Source organism: Acinetobacter sp. ANC 3781, assembly GCF_004331285.1.
In the GTDB taxonomy this organism is placed as follows: domain Bacteria; phylum Pseudomonadota; class Gammaproteobacteria; order Pseudomonadales; family Moraxellaceae; genus Acinetobacter.
The window spans coordinates 19,677-38,737 of sequence record NZ_SJOH01000003.1; the positions used below are offsets into that span (position 1 = coordinate 19,677).

Annotated in this window: 22 protein-coding genes; 12 read left to right on the forward strand and 10 right to left on the reverse strand. The window is 39.7% G+C overall.

Going from position 1 to position 19,061, the window contains the following annotated elements:
* The first annotated feature begins 129 nt into the window (after positions 1-129).
* The 6 genes from E0H89_RS02950 (at position 130) to E0H89_RS02975 (ending at position 5,031) form a co-directional block, all read left to right on the forward strand.
* The gene (locus E0H89_RS02950) at positions 130-1,212 is read left to right on the forward strand and encodes a porin (protein ID WP_131214355.1); all 1,083 of its coding nucleotides are present in this window, start codon (positions 130-132) and stop codon (positions 1,210-1,212) included.
* Between the two features lie 466 nt (positions 1,213-1,678).
* A complete protein-coding gene (cydP, locus tag E0H89_RS02955; protein ID WP_131214356.1) occupies positions 1,679-1,870 on the forward strand; it encodes a cytochrome oxidase putative small subunit CydP in 192 nt (63 codons plus the stop codon).
* A complete protein-coding gene (locus tag E0H89_RS02960) occupies positions 1,870-3,456 on the forward strand; it encodes a cytochrome ubiquinol oxidase subunit I (RefSeq protein WP_131214357.1) in 1,587 nt (528 codons plus the stop codon). The genes cydP and E0H89_RS02960 overlap by 1 nt, the downstream gene beginning before the upstream one ends.
* A complete protein-coding gene (gene cydB / locus E0H89_RS02965) occupies positions 3,453-4,598 on the forward strand; it encodes a cytochrome d ubiquinol oxidase subunit II (protein WP_131214358.1) in 1,146 nt (381 codons plus the stop codon). The genes E0H89_RS02960 and cydB overlap by 4 nt, the downstream gene beginning before the upstream one ends.
* Before the next feature lie 31 nt (positions 4,599-4,629).
* The gene (gene cydX, locus E0H89_RS02970) at positions 4,630-4,731 is read left to right on the forward strand and encodes a cytochrome bd-I oxidase subunit CydX (RefSeq protein WP_002120988.1); all 102 of its coding nucleotides are present in this window, start codon (positions 4,630-4,632) and stop codon (positions 4,729-4,731) included.
* A 3-nt stretch (positions 4,732-4,734) separates the two neighbouring features.
* Positions 4,735-5,031, forward strand: a complete 297-nt coding sequence (locus E0H89_RS02975) for a cyd operon YbgE family protein (RefSeq protein ID WP_131214359.1) — start codon at positions 4,735-4,737, stop codon at positions 5,029-5,031.
* Between the two features lie 66 nt (positions 5,032-5,097).
* Here E0H89_RS02975 and E0H89_RS02980 read toward each other — a convergent pair whose 3' ends face one another.
* The 7 genes from E0H89_RS02980 to pyrG form a co-directional block, all read right to left on the reverse strand.
* Positions 5,098-5,694: a DUF6988 family protein gene (locus E0H89_RS02980; protein ID WP_131214360.1), complete on the reverse strand. Its 597-nt coding sequence runs from the start codon at positions 5,692-5,694 to the stop codon at positions 5,098-5,100.
* A 104-nt stretch (positions 5,695-5,798) separates the two neighbouring features.
* Positions 5,799-6,935, reverse strand: coding sequence for a rod shape-determining protein RodA (gene rodA, locus E0H89_RS02985; RefSeq protein WP_131214361.1), 1,137 nt, complete (start codon positions 6,933-6,935; stop codon positions 5,799-5,801).
* Between the two features lie 82 nt (positions 6,936-7,017).
* Complete coding sequence (gene ispD / locus E0H89_RS02990) at positions 7,018-7,740, reverse strand: 2-C-methyl-D-erythritol 4-phosphate cytidylyltransferase (protein WP_131214362.1); 723 nt, start codon at positions 7,738-7,740, stop codon at positions 7,018-7,020.
* Positions 7,700-8,095, reverse strand: coding sequence for a septum formation initiator family protein (locus E0H89_RS02995; protein WP_131214661.1), 396 nt, complete (start codon positions 8,093-8,095; stop codon positions 7,700-7,702). The genes ispD and E0H89_RS02995 overlap by 41 nt, the downstream gene beginning before the upstream one ends.
* A 16-nt stretch (positions 8,096-8,111) precedes the next feature.
* A complete protein-coding gene (eno, locus tag E0H89_RS03000; protein ID WP_131214363.1) occupies positions 8,112-9,401 on the reverse strand; it encodes a phosphopyruvate hydratase in 1,290 nt (429 codons plus the stop codon).
* A 59-nt stretch (positions 9,402-9,460) separates the two neighbouring features.
* Positions 9,461-10,318, reverse strand: a complete 858-nt coding sequence (gene kdsA / locus E0H89_RS03005; RefSeq protein WP_131214364.1) for a 3-deoxy-8-phosphooctulonate synthase — start codon at positions 10,316-10,318, stop codon at positions 9,461-9,463.
* Between the two features lie 35 nt (positions 10,319-10,353).
* Positions 10,354-11,994, reverse strand: coding sequence for a CTP synthase (gene pyrG / locus E0H89_RS03010; protein ID WP_131214365.1), 1,641 nt, complete (start codon positions 11,992-11,994; stop codon positions 10,354-10,356).
* 226 nt (positions 11,995-12,220) lie between these two features.
* On the opposite strand from pyrG, the gene E0H89_RS03015 reads away from it, so the two are divergent.
* The 3 genes from E0H89_RS03015 (at position 12,221) to E0H89_RS03025 (ending at position 14,027) form a co-directional block, all read left to right on the forward strand.
* Complete coding sequence (locus tag E0H89_RS03015; RefSeq protein ID WP_131214366.1) at positions 12,221-12,661, forward strand: internalin; 441 nt, start codon at positions 12,221-12,223, stop codon at positions 12,659-12,661.
* A gap of 308 nt (positions 12,662-12,969) precedes the next feature.
* On the forward strand, positions 12,970-13,401 hold the full coding sequence (locus E0H89_RS03020) for a CinA family protein (RefSeq protein ID WP_250697829.1): 432 nt from the start codon (positions 12,970-12,972) through the stop codon (positions 13,399-13,401).
* 2 nt (positions 13,402-13,403) lie between these two features.
* The gene (locus E0H89_RS03025; RefSeq protein ID WP_131214367.1) at positions 13,404-14,027 is read left to right on the forward strand and encodes an aminotransferase; all 624 of its coding nucleotides are present in this window, start codon (positions 13,404-13,406) and stop codon (positions 14,025-14,027) included.
* A 50-nt stretch (positions 14,028-14,077) separates the two neighbouring features.
* Here the strand turns inward: E0H89_RS03025 and prpC are convergent, their stop codons facing one another.
* The gene (gene prpC, locus E0H89_RS03030) at positions 14,078-15,214 is read right to left on the reverse strand and encodes a bifunctional 2-methylcitrate synthase/citrate synthase (RefSeq protein ID WP_131214368.1); all 1,137 of its coding nucleotides are present in this window, start codon (positions 15,212-15,214) and stop codon (positions 14,078-14,080) included.
* A gap of 24 nt (positions 15,215-15,238) precedes the next feature.
* Positions 15,239-16,114 (reverse strand): methylisocitrate lyase, encoded by an 876-nt coding sequence (prpB, locus tag E0H89_RS03035; RefSeq protein WP_131214369.1) that lies wholly within the window; start codon positions 16,112-16,114, stop codon positions 15,239-15,241.
* Between the two features lie 248 nt (positions 16,115-16,362).
* Between prpB and E0H89_RS03040 the strand changes: the two genes are divergently transcribed.
* The 3 genes from E0H89_RS03040 (at position 16,363) to E0H89_RS03050 (ending at position 18,616) form a co-directional block, all read left to right on the forward strand.
* Positions 16,363-17,013: a TetR/AcrR family transcriptional regulator gene (locus tag E0H89_RS03040; RefSeq protein WP_131214663.1), complete on the forward strand. Its 651-nt coding sequence runs from the start codon at positions 16,363-16,365 to the stop codon at positions 17,011-17,013.
* 112 nt (positions 17,014-17,125) lie between these two features.
* Positions 17,126-18,046, forward strand: coding sequence for an ornithine carbamoyltransferase (gene argF, locus E0H89_RS03045; protein WP_131214370.1), 921 nt, complete (start codon positions 17,126-17,128; stop codon positions 18,044-18,046).
* A 99-nt stretch (positions 18,047-18,145) separates the two neighbouring features.
* On the forward strand, positions 18,146-18,616 hold the full coding sequence (locus E0H89_RS03050) for a hypothetical protein (protein ID WP_131214371.1): 471 nt from the start codon (positions 18,146-18,148) through the stop codon (positions 18,614-18,616).
* Between the two features lie 28 nt (positions 18,617-18,644).
* Here the strand turns inward: E0H89_RS03050 and E0H89_RS03055 are convergent, their stop codons facing one another.
* Positions 18,645-18,998, reverse strand: a complete 354-nt coding sequence (locus E0H89_RS03055; protein ID WP_131214372.1) for a YnfA family protein — start codon at positions 18,996-18,998, stop codon at positions 18,645-18,647.
* Between the last annotated feature and the right edge of the window lie 63 nt (positions 18,999-19,061).

The following is a 19,061-nucleotide window of genomic DNA, read 5'->3' on the forward strand; positions in this document are numbered from 1 at the left end:
TTGTCACAAAGATTACAGATACTGCATAGCAAGTTGGTGAGCTTCTGTAACTTTTTGTACTCAAGCAAACTAAAAAGAAGTGTTAAGTAAGGCAAATGCCATTTAGAACCGTGTTTTGGAGAAATCTCAATGAAAAAATTGCTTCTCGCTGCTGTAGTAGCGGCTATGGGGACGAGTGCAGCACAAGCGGCACCAACTTTGTACGGTAAAGTGAATGTTAGTGTTGACAGTTATGATGATGGAAAAGATGACAAAATAGAACTTAACTCAAATGCTTCCCGTATTGGTGTTAAGGGTGAAGAGAAACTGACTGATAAACTCGCTGCTGTTTACCAAGCAGAATGGGAAATTGATGTCGATGGTGGAGATGATGTATTTAAAAAACGTAATATTTTCGCCGGTTTAAAATGGGCTGATATCGGTACTTTAAAAGCAGGTATTATGGATACCCCATTTAAAGACGCTGCTGGCGGCTATCGTGATGTATTTAATGACTATGCACACGCTGACATTAAAGAAATGATGTACGGCGAAGAGCGTGTAGAAAATGTTATTGGCATTGAAACCGATCCAAAACTGATGGGTGGATTAGTTTTCGCTCTTCAAGCGCAACAAGGTGAGTCCACCAGTGATACTGTAAACTATACAGATGGTGCTCGTGATAGCGTTGGTGATGGACTTTCTACTTCACTTTCATATGCCAATAAAGATTTAGGCTTTGAAGGTGTTATTGCAGGAAACTTCAAATCCATAGGTGACTTTGCTGCTGTCGGCATCTCAAATGCTCCTGCTGATGCAATCCGTATTGGTGGCTCTTTCGACCTAGGTAAAATTGGTGCGACTGGTTTATATTTAGGTGCAATGTGGCAAACTGCAGAAATCTCTGATTACTTAGGTACTGAAACCTACAAGAATGTAGAAGAAAAAGCTTGGTTAGTTTCGGCAACGTATAAGCTTGCAAATACCCCTTGGTCTTTTAAAGCTCAATATCAAAAAGCTGACACTGACTGGACTGTAGCTACAGGGACTGGCGATACTTCGGCAAAACAATGGGGTATTGGTGCAGATTACAAACTAAACAGCCAAACCAAATTATTTGCGAATGCAGTACAACGCGAGTGGGACAATAAGCGCACAAACGTTGGAGCTGCTGCAGCAATTCCAAATGCTGATGAAAATGTTTACGGCTTAGGTATGGAAATTAAATTCTAAGTTCACAACAGTTAATATGAGACTGCCTAAGGGCGGTCTTTTTTTATCTGAACTCAATATTCAGGACAGTTTTTATAAAGAGTCTCTTTAACTTTCACACCGCCTTATTCTATTTTTTTAAATACTCAAATTTTAATTAAAATACAACCCAATCTCATTTAATAAATATTATCCCGCGATAAAACAAAGTATTTTAGTCAACTTTAAAATATAAAAATACAACTGTTTTAGTCAACTTTAAATATAATATATGAGTATTTTAGTCGGGATTAAAAATATTAATACTAAGTGTTTTAGTCAACTTTAAAATAGTCAAATATTAGTTTATTTTTTAATAAACCATATTATTAACTTATTGTTTTAATTAATATAAATAATATATTTTTATTTTAAGTGTTTATTCTATTTATTTTTAGTTACTTTTTGTTTAATAATATAATTATATTTTAAAAATAGGCTTATTTGCATGAGCTTAATACCCAAAGATTTTAATCAAAGATTAGTTAGAGAGATTACAATCATATTAATAATTAAGATTGCTCTTTTGCTGCTGATTAAAAATATCTGGTTCGACGCGCCCACTATTCCCAAAAATTTTGACTCTCAAGTTGCCGAGCGTATTGCCGGCAGTCCTTCCCAAATCAAGGAGACACGTTGATGATTTCTGAAAGCGTGGTCGATCTTTCGCGGTTCCAATTTGCAATGACCGCGTTGTATCACTTTATATTTGTACCTCTTACTCTTGGGCTGGCTTTTATTCTTGCCATTATGGAAACCACTTATGTGATTTCCGGTAAGGAAATTTATAAAGACATGACCAAATTCTGGGGAAAACTTTTTGGTATTAATTTTGCCTTAGGGGTAACTACAGGCTTAACCATGGAGTTCCAGTTTGGTACAAACTGGGCGTACTATTCGCATTATGTCGGTGACATTTTCGGTGCGCCACTGGCTATTGAAGGATTAATGGCATTTTTCTTGGAATCGACCTTTATTGGTCTTTTCTTCTTCGGCTGGGATCGACTTTCCAAAGCTCAGCATTTAGGCGTGACCTGGCTGGTTGCACTCGGTTCCAACATGTCGGCACTGTGGATTTTAGTTGCCAATGGCTGGATGCAAAACCCTGTCGGTGCAGCGTTTAACTTTGAAACCATGCGGATGGAGTTGGTGGATTTCGGCGCGCTGATTTTCAACCCGGTGGCTCAGGTTAAATTTGTCCACACTGTATCTTCAGGTTATGTGACTGGTGCAGTTTTCGTTCTGGCAATTTCCAGCTATTACTTGCTCAAAAAACGTGATCTGCCCTTTGCACGCCGTTCTTTCGCGATTGCTGCAATCTTTGGTTTAGCCTCTACATTATCGGTTATTTTACTGGGCGATGAATCAGGTTATGAGCTGGGTGATGTACAAAAAACCAAATTAGCTGCAATTGAAGCAGAATGGGAAACTCACCCAGCTCCCGCTCCATTTACATTGTTTGGTATTCCAAATCAGGAAGAACAACGCACTGACTACGCTATTCGCATTCCATATGTGATGGGTATTATTGCGACGCGTTCCCTTGATAAAGAAGTGACTGGTTTGAAAGACTTGATGGTTCAACATGAGCTTCGTATCCGCAATGGTATGAATGCGTATGCCGAACTTGAAAAACTTCGTGCAGGCGATCGCTCTCCAGCACTTATGGCGTCTTTCCAAGAAAATCAGAAAGACCTGGGTTATGGCTTGCTTCTTAAAAAATACACACCAAATGTAGTGGATGCCTCTGAAGAGCAAATCAAGGCAGCAACCAAGGATACTATTCCTAACGTAACTGCCCTGTTCTTCTCGTTCCGTGCCATGGTTGCTTCTGGTTTCTTGATGCTGCTTCTGTTTATCCTGGCAACTTATGCAGTGGCTAAACGCAATGCAGAAAACAAACCGTGGCTGCTTAAATTTGCACTTTACGGACTTCCATTGCCTTGGATCGCTACACAGACTGGCTGGTATGTGGCTGAAGGTGGACGTCAACCGTGGACCATTGGTGAGGTTTTACCTACACATCTTTCTGCTTCAAGCTTAAGCACTGGTGATATTTGGGGTTCAATCTTAGCGCTTGCAGCGTTCTATACAGTACTTCTGATTATCGAGATGTACTTGATGATCAAATTTGCTCGCTTAGGTCCAAGTTCTTTACATACTGGTAAATACCATTTTGAAAAAGCTGATGCTCAAAACCACGCTGCTGCGGAGGCTCAATCATGATCGAATATGAATTACTCAAAATCATTTGGTGGGTTCTGGTGGGTGTACTGCTGATTGGCTTTGCCCTCACCGATGGCTTCGATATGGGTTCCATGGCAATTATGCCATTCGTGGGCAAAAACGATGACGAACGTCGTGCGGCAATCAATACCATTGCCCCACACTGGGACGGTAACCAGGTCTGGTTCATTACTGCTGGTGGTGCACTATTTGCTGCATGGCCTATGGTTTATGCCACAGCATTCTCCGGCATGTACTGGGCGCTCCTGCTTGTACTTTTCGCTTTATTCCTCAGACCTGTAGGCTTTGACTATCGTTCTAAACTTGAGAACAAAAAATGGCGTACGTCTTGGGACTGGGGTTTAGCTGTTGGGGGTGCAGTTCCTGCATTAGTGTTCGGTGTTGCCTTCGGTAATATGTTCTTAGGTGTACCATTCACCTTAGATGAAACAGTACGTTCAACTTATACCGGTAGCTTCTTTGCACTGCTTAATCCGTTCGCGATTGTTTGCGGTCTGGTCAGCCTATCTATGCTGTGCGCGCATGGCGGGGCCTGGTTAATGCTTCGTACAGATGGCGACTTACATGCACGTTCTGCGAAAGCAACTCAATTGATGGGTGTTATATTCCTGGTTTGCTTCTTGGGTGCAGGTGCGTGGTTATACTTCGGTAGTATTGAAGGTTATAGCCTAGCGCAGCCATTTGATACCAATGGTGTAGCAAATCCATTTGCCAAAGAAGTCATTACCAATGCCAACCATGGCTGGATGAATAACTATTCAACTTATCCAATCACCATGATTGCACCTGTAATGGCAATCTTGGGTAGCCTGATTGTGATTGCATCTGCTGCGAAAGCAAAAGCGGGGTTAAGCTTCCTGGGCACATCGTTCATGGTGATTGGTGCAATTTTAACTGCCGGTTTTGCATTGTTTCCATTCCTTATGCCTTCAAGCATCAATCCTGTTGCAAGCTTGACGATGTGGGATGCAGTATCAAGTAAAAATACACTAACTGTAATGACAGTTGCGGCCTGCATTTTTGTTCCAATTATTTTGTGCTACACCACTTGGTGTTATTACAAAATGTGGGGCGTTATTACCAACAAACACGTTCAAGAAAATTCACACAGCCTCTACTAAGGCTGTGTTAGAAAACTAGGAGTTATTCAATATGTGGTATTTTGCTTGGATTCTCGGGATTTTAATGGCGTGCTTTGCAGGCGTATTAAGTGCCCTTTATATCGAACATCATCAAGACTTAGATGAGGAATAAACCATGACAGAAATCGCAATGACAGCAGAAGAAAGCAAGCCAAATAAGTTCGTAATGGCCATTTCATTTTTGATGGCATTGCCGCTTGCTACAGTGCTATTGATTCACCCTGCCCTCATGCTAGATGCCAATGGTCACTACAACCATAGTGCATTGATGATGATCATGATCGGGATTTCAGGTGGATTTATTTACGGAGTAGGATTTCTGCCGAAGTTCTGGCTGTGGAAATGGCTGTTTAGCCCATATATTGCATGGCCGTTAATGATCTGGGGTTATTACACCTGGTTCCTCACCTAATATAATATCGAAGTAAAAAAGCCCTCAATCGAGGGCTTTGTTATATTTACGATCAATTTCAGCTTTTTATTCTGCGGTAATATCACATTGCATTTGAAAACAGCTTCTAAATTTTTCATTAATATGATGAATATATTTTTCTTTATCAGCATGCCTTAATAAAATTTGAGCTGCCATCATAATAAAGCCATTCACCTGCTTCACAATCACTAAACGCTGACTATCAGCTAAACCTATTCTTTTTTGAAGAAGTGAGTTTCTGCCCGAATGCACAATCGAGTGTAAATATTTAAGTGAATAAAACTTGAATTCTTTAAACATTTCAACAATATGATTTATTTCAGCAACGTTTTCTAATTCAGCAATCATTCCTGCAGCTGTAGGAAGTTTGACATTTTGGAGTAATTCATCCGCACTCTGGATTTCAAATTTCTGAATTTCCAAATTAGAGGCAACCATCAACAACCAATAAGCTCTTACAACAGATTCAAACTGAATTCGAAATAATGCGAGGGCAGATATATCTTGGTTTGTTTTTAATAATTGTAAAATAGCTACGCCATGTGCAATTGATAAATCACAGCATTCATATGCTAAATCAAGCCTCAATCCGCTATCCAAAAATATTGAATTGTTAAGTTCAGCATTTAACTCATCCAACATGGCTTCAGAATCACGAAAAATATTAGTTAAATTTACGTTCCATTTTTCTTTAACCCCTAAACTTACGATATAAAAAAGCTGGAATCAATCCAGCTTTTAAATATTCAACGATGGGTATGAATCGACATTACAATACCCATACTCGCCAATAAGGAGATAACCGCCGAACCACCATAACTCATCAGCGGCAATGGATCTCCTGTGACAGGTAAAATACCGCTTGCCATTCCTGAGTTTAAAAATACGAAGAAGAAGAACGTCAATCCAATCGTTCCGGCAAATAAACGACCAAAATTATGAAAGCTATTTAAGCCAATCATCAAGCAGCGAATAATAATGGCGGCAAAAAGACTGAATAATAAAAACACCCCAATAAAACCATATTCTTCAGCATAGGCTGACATAATAAAATCAGTATGGTGCTCAGGTAAGTATCCCAGATGCGACTGCGTTCCGGTCAAATATCCTTTCCCGGTTAAACCGCCCGAACCGATGGCAATTTTCGACTGGATAATATTCCAACCTGCTCCCAATGCATCTGACTCTGGATCAAAAAGAGTCAATACTCGTTTTTTCTGATAGGTCTGAAGCAGGAACATCCAGATAAGAGGCGCTGCTACCGCCAGTGCCGTCAATGCACCTAGAATTAGACGCCATGACATCCCGCAAAGAAATAAGGCAAAAATACCGGGAATAATGAGTCCAATATTCAGGTCAGGTTGTAAGGCCACTAACACAAAAGGAAATATCATTAACATCAGTCCAATCGCAATCTGCATGAAGGTGGGTGGAAAAGCACGACGAGAAAAAAACCAAGCCATCATTAATGGCATGGCAAATTTCATAATTTCACTGGGCTGCATACTGCCAATGCCTGGAATGGTCAGCCATCGCTTCGCCCCTAAACGTGTATCACCAATAATCAGCACCAGTACCAACAGCACCATGCCAAGTATATAGAAATACGGGCTTGCCGCCTGATACACTTTTGGAGGAACTTGCGCACAGAGAAACATAATAATGAAGCCGACGCCAAAACTTGTGGCTTGGCGGATCACCATACTGCTATCTTGCATAGTTGCGCTATATACCACCATCAATCCCAGAATTGAGTTCAATAAAAGAAAACAAAGTAGCCATGGATCTAAATGTAATCTAGCCCATCTGGATGAATCATGTTTTATGCTTCTACCATCACGTAAAGAGTGACGTAAAAAACGATACTGAGATGATGGTATCATTTGAAATATTGAGTGTTTAAAGGTGATGCCAGAGTATAAATTTAAAGCTGTAGAGATAATACATCTGAAGCCATCTTTTATTTTATTTTTGCGAGGATAAAATCAATTTGGCCAATTCTAAATCATCAGCATAGGTAATTTTAATATTATCTGATCGACTCTGTACCACTTTCACGGTTTCGCCTACATATTCTAATGCGCTGGCTTCATCCGTAATATTTACCCCATTCTGCAATGCTTGTTCAATCGCACTCTTCAATATGCCGAGTCTTGAAATTTGCGGAGTCTGTGCTTGCCATAAATAATCACGGCTCACGGTTTTATCAATATTATGGTCTTGTTCAACAAATTTTAAAGTATCACGGACGGGAATAGCTAGAATTGCGCTACAGTTTTCCTGTATGGCAGTATTCACTAAACGATTCAAACAATTTGAATTGACGCAAGGACGTGCAGCATCATGTACAAAGACCAAATCGTCAGGTGAAGCAATCTGGCTTAAATAAGTCAAAGCATTCAGGACAGAATTAACCCGTTCTGCCCCGCCCAGACAAAAATGAGCTTTATCTGGCTGAGTCAAATTTAATGTTCTTGCAACTGAGTCATCTTCACTGATCGCCAGCACATATCCCGACAGCGGCAAATCATTCAAACGGCTCACGGTATGTTGTAATACCGTTTGACCTTGAATCATTTGATACTGTTTAAGTTCAGTTTTAGAAAAACGACTGCCAGAACCTGCAGCAGGAATAACCGCCCAAACTTTATGGTGCATTTGCTGTTGAAGCTCCCGAACCGTCTTCATTTGTTCTTACATCAACTTTGGCATTTGGATCAATATAAATAGGTTTATAGTGTGTACCAATCGTACTCATTTGCACAAAAGTTTCACGTGGCTTGATCAAGCCCAGATCTAAACGTGCATGCTCTTCAATGGCTTCAATACCATTTTTTAAGTCATAAACTTCCGCAGCCAACACACGATTGCGTTCTTTTAATTCCGTATTTATTTCTGTTTGTTGTTGAATTTTTTGGGCTAATTTTTGATGGTCATGGTAACCACCTTCGCCAAACCAGAATAAGTACTGAAACCCCGCGATCAAAATGATCGCAAGGCCCAATAATACTTTACTCGCAGTGGAGTTAAATATACTTAACATAAATTGCATTAGTCGCTTAGTTCAAACCTTTGAATTCAGCTTTACCGCGATATGCGGCATTAGTCAATTCTTCGATACGAAGCAATTGGTTATATTTCGCAACACGGTCAGAACGGCAAAGTGAACCGGTCTTGATCTGACCCGCTGCTGTACCAACTGCAAGATCAGCAATGGTTGAATCTTCGGTTTCGCCTGAACGGTGTGAAATCACAGTAGAGTAACCATTTGCTTTCGCAAGGTAGATTGCATCTAGAGTTTCAGTCAAAGTACCGATTTGGTTATATTTGATGAGGATCGAGTTGCCGACTTTCTCATTAATACCACGTTGTAAAATCTTAGGATTCGTTACGAACAGGTCATCACCAACCAACTGGATTTTATCACCAAGAATAGAAGTCAGGTAAGACCAACCTTCCCAATCCGACTCGTCCAAACCATCTTCAATTGAGATAATTGGGTATTGGTTTACAAGGCCAGCTAAATAGTCAGAGAACTGGTTGCTGGTGAACGCTTTGTTGCCTTCGCCTGCAAGAATGTATTGACCATCTTTGTAGAATTCTGAAGATGCACAATCAAGTGCAAGCATGATGTCAGAACCAGCTTTGTAACCAGTTTGACCAATTGCTTCAAGAATAACCGTGATTGCTTCTTCGTTAGAACGTAAGTTCGGTGCAAAACCACCTTCATCACCAACAGCAGTATTTAAACCTTTTTTGTTTAACACTGATTTTAGAGAATGGAAGATTTCAGCACCCGCACGAAGCGCTTCAGCAAATGAAGTGAAGCCAACAGGCTCAATCATAAACTCTTGAATATCAACATTGTTATCTGCATGTGAACCACCATTGATGATGTTCATCATTGGTACAGGCATTGTTAAAATCGTTTGACCGCGTAAATCTGCGATATATTGGAAAAGAGGAGTTTTCTTTTCATCAGCAGCCGCACGCGCAGCAGCCAAAGACACCGCTAAAGTTGCGTTTGCGCCTAGTTTTTCTTTATTTTCAGTACCGTCCAAGGCGATCATCGTATTGTCGATGTCTTTTTGTTCGAATACTGATTTACCAACTAAAGCATCACGAATTAATGTATTTACATTATTAACAGCAGTGCGAACACCTTTGCCCAAGTAACGTGATTTATCACCGTCACGAAGTTCTAAAGCTTCACGAGAACCAGTTGAAGCACCAGATGGTGCACATGCACGGCCAACTACGCCAGATGCTAAGATTACGTCTGCTTCGATGGTTGGGTTACCACGGGAGTCCAAAATTTCACGTGCACGAATGTCAACGATTTGGCTCATGAACAATTCCTCAGTTAATTAAAAGAGCTGCTTTTCAAGGCAGCTCAAGGGATATAATCTTAGTGTGTGTCTAACTTTTTGAAACCTTTAACCAAGGTATCCAATTCTTTTAATTGCGCCAAGAACGGCTCAAGCTGCGACATGCGAAGTGCGCATGGACCATCACATTTTGCATTTTCTGGATCTGGATGTGCTTCCAGGAATAAGCCTGCCAAACCAGTTGCCATACCTGCACGCGCCAGCGTAGTGATTTGCGCACGACGACCGCCTGCTGAATCTGCACGACCGCCTGGAGTTTGAAGCGCATGCGTGACATCAAAAAATACAGGAACATTCATTTCTTTCATGATGTCGAAGCCAAGCATATCTACAACCAGATTGTTGTAACCAAATGCTGAACCGCGTTCACAAATAATCAGCTTGTCGTTCCCGGCTTCCAAACACTTATGCAAAATATGGCGCATTTCATGTGGAGCAAGGAATTGTGCTTTTTTGATGTTGATGATGGCATCGGTTTTTGCCATTGCTTCAACAAGATCAGTCTGACGGCTCAGGAAAGCTGGAAGTTGGATAATATCCGCAACTTCAGCAACAGGCGCAGCTTGGTAAGGCTCATGTACATCGGTAATAATAGGTACATTGAAATGTTTTTTAATGTCCGCTAACCACTCAAGACCTTTTTCCAGACCTGGGCCGCGAAAAGAGTTCAAGCTAGAGCGATTGGCTTTATCGAAACTTGCCTTAAATACATATGGGATATCTAAACGTGTACAGATATCGACATAAGTTTCAGCAATTTCAAAAGCTAAGTCTTTAGATTCAAGTACATTCATTCCGCCGAATAATACAAATGGCAAGTGGTTTGCCATTTGTATATCGCCTAAACGTACAATTTCTTGTGGTTTTAATTGCGACATTATTTAAACTTTCCTAGTGTATTCCTAGAGCAACATTATTTGGTTTTTTGATACTGTTTTTTAGCAGCGTCAATAAAGCTAGCAAATAATGGATGTCCATCACGTGGAGAACTTGTAAATTCCGGATGGAATTGTACAGCAATAAACCAAGGATGTTGAGGAATTTCAACAGTTTCGACCAAATGTTGTACTGGTGAATAACCTGAAATTTTCATGCCCTTTTCTTCAAGCACAGGAATATAACGGTTGTTCATTTCGTAACGGTGACGGTGACGTTCAATAATGTCCGCGCTACCATACACTTCACGAGTTTTAGTACCTTCAACCAATTCTGATTTTTGGGCACCCAAACGCATCGTTCCACCAAGATCAGATTCAACGCTACGTTGTTGAACTTCACCACGCTCATCTAACCATTCAGTAATTAAACCAATCAATGGAGATTTAGTTGAACGATTAAACTCAGTAGATGTTGCATCAGTAATACCGGCAACATTACGTGCATATTCAATTACTGCAAGTTGCATACCTAGGCAAATACCCAAGAATGGAACACCGTTTTCACGTGCAAATTGAATCGCATTCATTTTACCTTCAGTACCGCGTTCCCCGAAACCACCCGGCACAAGAATCGCGTCAGCATCTTTCAATACTTCGTTCACGTCCTGGCTTTCGAGTTCTTCAGCATTGACATAATCAATTTGGACTTTAACGCGGTTTTTAACCCCAGCATGTAAAAGTGCTTCATTTACAGATTTATAAGCATCTGGAAGTTCAACGTATTTACCAACCATCGCTACACGAACTGTATATTCAGGATTAAACAATGCTTCGACGACATTATCCCAATCTGAAAGATCAGCTTCTGGAAGATCGTTATAACCAAAACGTTCACAAATTAAATCATCAACATTTTGTTCATAGAAAGTACGTGGAATTTGATAAATTGAACGCGCATCTTTACAAACAACCACAGCACGCGCCTGAACGTTAGTGAACAAGGCAATTTTACGTGTCGTGTCTGCATCAACATCATATTCTGTACGGCAGATCAAAATGTCTGGCTGAATACCAATCGACAAAAGCTCTTTTACAGAGTGCTGCGTTGGTTTGGTTTTAAGTTCAGCAGCAGATTTAATATATGGCAACAATGTCAAATGCATCAGCATAGTACGGTTATGACCAAGCTCAACCATTAACTGACGAACAGATTCCATGAATGGGAGAGATTCAATGTCACCTACTGTACCGCCAATTTCAACGATTGCTACGTCATAGCCTTCACCTGCGCGAAGAACACGTTCTTTAATATTATCCGTAATATGTGGAATAACCTGGACAGTACCCCCAAGGTAGTCACCACGACGTTCTTTATTGAGTACGTCTTGATAAACACGTCCTGAAGTGAAGTTATTCAGTTTGGTCATTTTCGCACGACGCAAGAAACGTTCGTAATAACCCAAATCTAGGTCAGTTTCAGCACCGTCCTCTGTGACAAAAACTTCACCATGTTGGAAAGGACTCATTGTCCCCGGATCGACATTAATATATGGATCCATTTTGACCATGGTTACTTTTAAACCACGGGCTTCTAAAAGTGCAGCAACTGAAGCAGCTGAAATACCTTTACCTAGTGATGAAACTACACCACCAGTCACGAAAATAAAATGGGTCATTGGGTTTCTCGTACAATCGAGCCTAAATCGGCCTGCAATGTTGCGCAATTTTACTTTACTCTGTACCTATAAAGCAAAGTCATTCCGCATCAATTCAAAGAACAATAAACAATTGGTTATTCTATCAGCATTTCCGATAAAAAATTAGAGGGACTTTATAGGATTTTCATCTTGGTATTTGCTGTTATAATGGTTACATCCTATTAACGCTTTGTTTTGTGCAATTATGAATAAAAAATTTTTGATTTGTGGCGCTATTGCAGCAGCTCTATTATTAACGGCGTGTGTAAAAAAGGAAGCACCGAAGGAAGATGAACAAGAAAAAGTTGAGACCACTCAACCAACTGAGCAAGTAAATGAACCTGTTCAGTTACAGCCATTAGATTCAGCTGAAAACACACAAACTGAAACTCCTGCACAGGTTGAAATCGAACGTCAAGAAACTGAGAATACAACCACAGTCATTCGTCGTGAAGTAACTCAACCGGCTGCTACCGAAGCACCAAAGGCAGAAACGCCTAAAGCTGCGGCACCAAAGGCTGAAGCGCCTAAAGCGGAAGAAAAACCGGCTCAAGCAACACCATCAAAATCAAATTCAGCTAGTCAGTCTGAAGATGATGCTGTCGCGGCCGCAATTGCTGCTGCAACACCTGCGCTCGAAAATTAAGTTAAATTTTAGCTTAAAATGCAAAAACCCAGTCATTCCACTGGGTTTTTTATTAAATAATTAATCTATATTTGATAACTCAAAGTACCAATTTAATTTATCTAAAAAATTTAATTCTGCTAAAAATAAAAATCAAGCTATCCTTTCAAATGAAAAAATCAACTAGAACATTTAAAAATTAATATTCCCTACTTCACTGTCATCCACCCGAGCGCTGAGTGAGGTTTAAGTCAAAATAGAGATAACTTTTAGGGATTTTAATAATGTTAAAAAAATGTTGCGACCTACTCGAACAACATCAGTAAAAGATTGCTTTTATTGAAAGTGCCAGCTCTGGCTACCTTTCCAGTCAATTTTCTATTTGTAAAAATAGTGGTACAGATATCTTATTGGGTGGTTTGGTCAGTTATGATCCTTCTATTAAGGTCGATCTCCTCAAAATTAACCCTGCATTTATTGAACAGTACACGGCAGAATCAGCTGAAGTCACAGAGGCCATGGCAATCCATGGGAAAAAGTTATTTACTCAAGCAGATATTGTGGTTGCCTGTACCGGTCTACTCAAACCTTGGGGTAGCGTAACAAAAACAAAACCTGAAGGTACATTTTTCACCTCAATTTTATATTTAAATGAAACACACAACTTTCATTATTTTATTGATGGAACGCCTTTACACAGGCTCTCCGCCTTAACCCGGCATATTGCAACTGAAATTATCAAACTCATTGATGGAGTTTAGTTATGTTAAAATTCAAAACCTTTATATTCGGTTTAATACTGCTTCCATGCACCAGTTTTGCCACTGTGGGAGGACCTCACAATGTGGAATTTCTGGGTTATGACGCCAAAGACCAAAAAGTCTATCTACTGAAACACTATCAAGATGGTCGTGGTCGTTTGCCACAACTCTACTATTATCAATTCAAAAACAACAAGCAGCCTGAAAAACTCATCCAGGTGAATTCACTTTATATTAATCCTAAAACCAAGAAGATTGATTATGATCAAGACAGTACCCGGTTTGATCAAGACATTTTAAAAATTAAGAAAAGATTGACTCCCTTAATTTCTGTAAATAAGACCTTGACTAAAATTCAAATAGTGAAGAAAACACGGGTACAAAAATCTGCAAACTCCGGATTTGATGATTTAATCACTGAATATCAGTATCGTTATAAAGTCACCACTCCACAATTAAGCAGTCTGCAGCAGAAAGCCGTAGCTTATAAACCCAACTTAAATGTCTCTCAATCATTCAAAATTCCGCAACATAATACAATGGTTGTAGCGGTTAAATACTTAGGGATTCCTTTTGAAACAGGCTATACCATTGAAGATCCTGTTTTACTCAGAGTTAAAAAATAAAGAACAAAAAAATAAGGCCTCCGAAGAGGCTTTATTAGGACTTAATAAATTTATGCAGCTGTACGAGCTGAAATAGGCACCACTTTACGCAGTTCTGGGCCGGTATAATCCGCACTTGGACGAATAATACGGTTGTCCGCACGCTGTTCCATCACATGCGCGGCCCAACCTGTAACCCGGCTCATCACAAAGATTGGGGTAAACAGTTTGGTAGCAATATCCATAAAATGATATGCAGACGCATGGAAGAAGTCAGCATTACAGAATAATTTTTTCTCACGCCACATTACTTCTTCACAGCGTACTGATACTGGATAAAGTACTGTATCACCTACATCTTTCGCTAAACGCTCAGCCCAGATTTTGATGATACCATTACGTGGGTCATTATCTTTGTAGATTGCATGACCAAAGCCCATGATCTTTTCTTTACGCTCAAGCTTGCCAAGCATTTCACGTTCTGCTTCATCAGGCGATGTCCAGTTTTCAATCATTTCCATCGCAGCTTCATTGGCACCGCCGTGCAATGGACCACGTAATGAACCAATTGCACCCGTAATACATGAATGCATATCTGACAAAGTTGAAGCACAGACACGTGCAGTAAAAGTTGAAGCATTAAATTCATGCTCTGCATATAGAATCAGCGATACATTCATCACTTGCTCATGCAATTCATTTGGTTTTTCACCGCGAAGTAAATGCAGGAATTGCGCACCGATTGAATCATCATCGGTATTTTCTTCAATACGCACGCCATCATGGCTAAAACGATACCAGTAGCAAATGATTGCAGGCAAAGTCGCTAAAATACGGTCTGCAATATCTTGCTGTTCATCAAAAGATTTTTCTGTTTCCAGATTACCGAGCATAGAAACACCGGTACGCATCACATCCATCGGATGCGAATCCGCAGGGATACGTTCCAATACTTCTTTCAATGCTGGTGGAAGTGCACGTAAAGATTTCAATTTGGCTTTATAAGCTGCAAGCTGTTCTGCGGTTGGCAATTCACCAAAGAAAATCAGATAAGCCACTTCTTCAAACTGGCAGTTTTCGGCCAGGTCTTGCACATCATAACCACGATAGGTTAAGCCTGCGCCGCTCTTACCTACAGTAGATAACGCTGTTTTACCTGCCACTTGTCCGCGCAATCCCGCGCCTGTCAGTACTTTTCCTTCAGCCATTTTTAATTCTCCATTTTGAATTATTTATTTAAACAATTTATCCAAGGTGTTTTCAAAGGTATGATAATCAAGGAATTGGTAAAGTTCTTTACGTTGTTGCATGCTATCTAATACGTTGACTTGCGTACCATTTTCACGAATAGAACGCATCACTTCCAAGGCTGCTTTTTGCATTGCACGCGTAGCAGAAAGTGGATAAAGCACCATGCTGATCCCTTGTTCACCCAATTCATCTACGGTGTAATAAGGTGTATCACCAAATTCGGTAATGTTGGCTAGAACAGGTACACCGACAGCATCACACACAGTGCGATACATGGTGATATCAGTCATTGCTTCAGCAAAAATAGCATCTGCCCCTGCTTCAACACAGGCACAAGCACGGTCAATGACCGCCTGCAAACCTTCTTTCTGCAGGGCATCGGTACGCGCCATCACCACAAAGTTCGGATCGGTTTTTGCATCTACAGCAGCTTTAATACGATCGACCATTTCCTGTTGGGTCACGATTTCCTTATTTGGACGGTGACCACAACGTTTTTGCGCAACCTGATCTTCAATATGAACTGCGGCAGCTCCTGCAGCAATCATTTGTTTAACAGTACGGGCGATATTAAATGCCCCACCCCAGCCGGTATCAATATCCACTAACAATGGCGTATCTACCCGTTCAGTAATACGACGCACATCTTCAAGAACATTGTCTAAACTGGTCATACCCAAATCAGGTAAACCATAAGAATAATTGGCAACACCTGCACCAGATACATAAATGGCCTTATAACCCACCTCTTTCGCCATCATGGCTGCGTAGGCGTTGACTGTGCCAATAATTTGTAATGGCTTTTCCACTTCCAGTGCTTGTCTAAATCTTAAGCCTGCAGATATTTGTTGTGTCATATTCCTTTCCACAGTTTTCAGTTTACTTATTGAATTTCGAGTATAGCCATAAACACCTTCATATCTATGACTATTTAGAACTTATACTCTAAAACTTTAGTCAAATATTCACCAAAGCTATAGTGTTATTTCGATTCTTCATAATTGTGAGCAAATAAGACAAAACTGTTATTTTAAGAAAATGTGTACATATTTTTGCTATCATTGCAAATGATTTCATTTCTTTGATTATTGACGTTATAGACCATATGCAAGAACTCGCTCAACTAGAACCCCTCGCTCGTGATACTCCACAAACAAAACGTGGTCATGAACGATGTCTGGCGCTTTTACTCAGCGCAAATGAGCTATTTCTTAAACATGGATATGATGCTGTGTCTCTGGATGATATTGTCCAGCATGCGGGTGGTTCCAAAGCATCCATTTATAAATTTTTTGGCAATAAAGAAGGCCTATTTACGGCTATTTGTGATTATCGCCGTGAACAATTTTTTAAAGATATTTGTCTACCCTTTGAACAAGATAAAGATAATTTAAGATCTTATCTGATTAATACGCTGTTTAATTTTCATAATCATTTATTACAACCAGAAAATGCAGCATTTATGCGTTTAGTCCTAGAACGCACCCAACATAATTCAGAGCTTGCTGTATATATTCATGAACAAGGTCCAAAACATATTCAAAATGCTATTGCTTGTGCTTTAGAAAAGGCGCATAACAATGGTCTATTAAAATGTGATCACCCTATTTATTCTGCCCAATTCTATTTTGGTATTTTACGAAATTTAGAATGGCGCATTTTAATGGGTATTCCAATTCAGGAAAATGATCAGGAAACGATCAAATACATCAATTATTGTGTTGATCGCTTCTTGGAAGGCCATCAAAAAGTCTAGTTTTTTTGCAATTTCACCTGCTTATAGTATATTAATCGATTCCCTTTTTACTTAACCAACCAACAACTAATTGTTGTTTTGTTTTCTATTCAGCAATTATTGTGGAGTAACCATGGCTCTACGTCACTTTCTGACCTTACGCGATTTATCGACTTTAGAACTTAACCAAATTTTGCAGCGCGCGATTGAACTTAAACGCAAGCAACATAGCAATGAGGTGTTCCAACCTTTCGTCGGTAAAGTTATGGGCATGATTTTTGAAAAATCGAGTACCCGCACACGTGTTTCGTTCGAAGCAGGTATGAGTCAATTCGGTGGCAGTGCAATTTTCCTCTCTTCTCGCGATACCCAACTGGGTCGTGGCGAGCCGATTGAAGATTCTGCACGTGTGATTTCAAGCATGCTTGATATTATTATGATCCGTACTTTTGGTCATGACATCGTAGAACGCTTTGCCTCTTATTCAAAAGTCCCTATCATCAATGCTTTGACTGACGATCATCACCCTTGCCAGTTACTTGCCGACATGCAAACTTATTTAGAACAGCGTGGTTCTATTGAAGGCAAAACAGTTGCATGGATTGGTGATGGCAACAATATGTGTAACTCTTATATTGAAGCAGCACATATGTGGGGCTTTAAATTAAAAATTGCCGCACCTAAAGGCTATGAACCACACGAAAGATTCTTGTCTGAATTTGCACATTGTGTAGAACTTGTTGATTCAGCTGAAGATGCTGCTGTGAATGCCGACTTGATCGTGACCGACGTTTGGGCCAGTATGGGCCAAGAAGAAGAGCAAAAAATTCGTGAAAAAGCATTTACCGATTTTCAGGTCAATGAAAAACTCATGGATTTAGCGCATCCAGATTGCTTGTTCATGCACTGCTTGCCTGCTCACCGTGGTGAAGAAATTTCTGAAAATATGTTGGACCATAAAAATGCAGTGGTTTGGGATGAAGCAGAAAACCGTTTGCATGCTCAAAAAGCTTTAGTTGAATTTTTATTGAATGAAAATTTAAAGAAAGACTAATTGATTAGAAAAATTTTAAAAAAATTAAGCACCTTCGGGTGCTTTTTTTATACTCAAATGACTATAATAAATCCATAAATTTTATAAGTGATTATAACCATGTCTTTAAAAATAATCGTTTTATGCCTAAGCAGTTTAATTTTAATCAATACCGCACAAGCCAAAGCGACAGAACTTGACCAGTATTTGCTTAAAAAGAAAATTCTCGATCAAACTTATAAAATTAAAAACACTAAAGCACTGAATGAAATTTTAGATGTGATGAGTGACGAAGATTCTCGCACTATGCCCTATCAAGTCGATCAAAATACGGTGATTGAGCAATTACGTTTATATGCAGATCATATTGATATTCAAGGTATTATCACGACCCCAGACTTTACTCAGTTTGCTGAAGATATTGGGGATAAACAAGTAAAACACCTGATTAAACAGAATTTAATTCAAAATTGTCATTTATTCTTTGAGCACGAATTTCAACGCATTAATCCTTACCATGTCAACATTAAACTCAGTTCAGATGATAAGAGTTATAAAATGAAAATTAAAAACACCGAGTGTCAGTTTTAATTTGTCTAATTATTGATACGTTAGCCCTCTAACGTATAAAACCTTGCGGTTGCAAAATGATAATCATCGCACCCAATATCACGACCAATCCACCCAAAATATCCCAACGCGTTAAAATCACCTGATCAACATAGCGCAGCCACAACAAAGCAGTAAAAATATAAATTCCGCCATAGGCTGCGTAAATTCGACCCGAAGCTGCCGGATGCAATGTCAGTAACCACACAAATACAGCCAAGCTTAAGACAGTTGGAAGCCATAACCAATGTGATTTCCCGTGATTTAAAATTAAATATGGAAAATAACAACCTAAAATTTCTGCGATTGCGGTGACAAAAAAAAGGCAAAAAATAGTCATCACCTTGGCAATTTGAATATCCATAAATTTTTTAACTTACCTGATATCTTTTCTTTGTTTTAGACAAAGACGGAAATAAAGTTACAA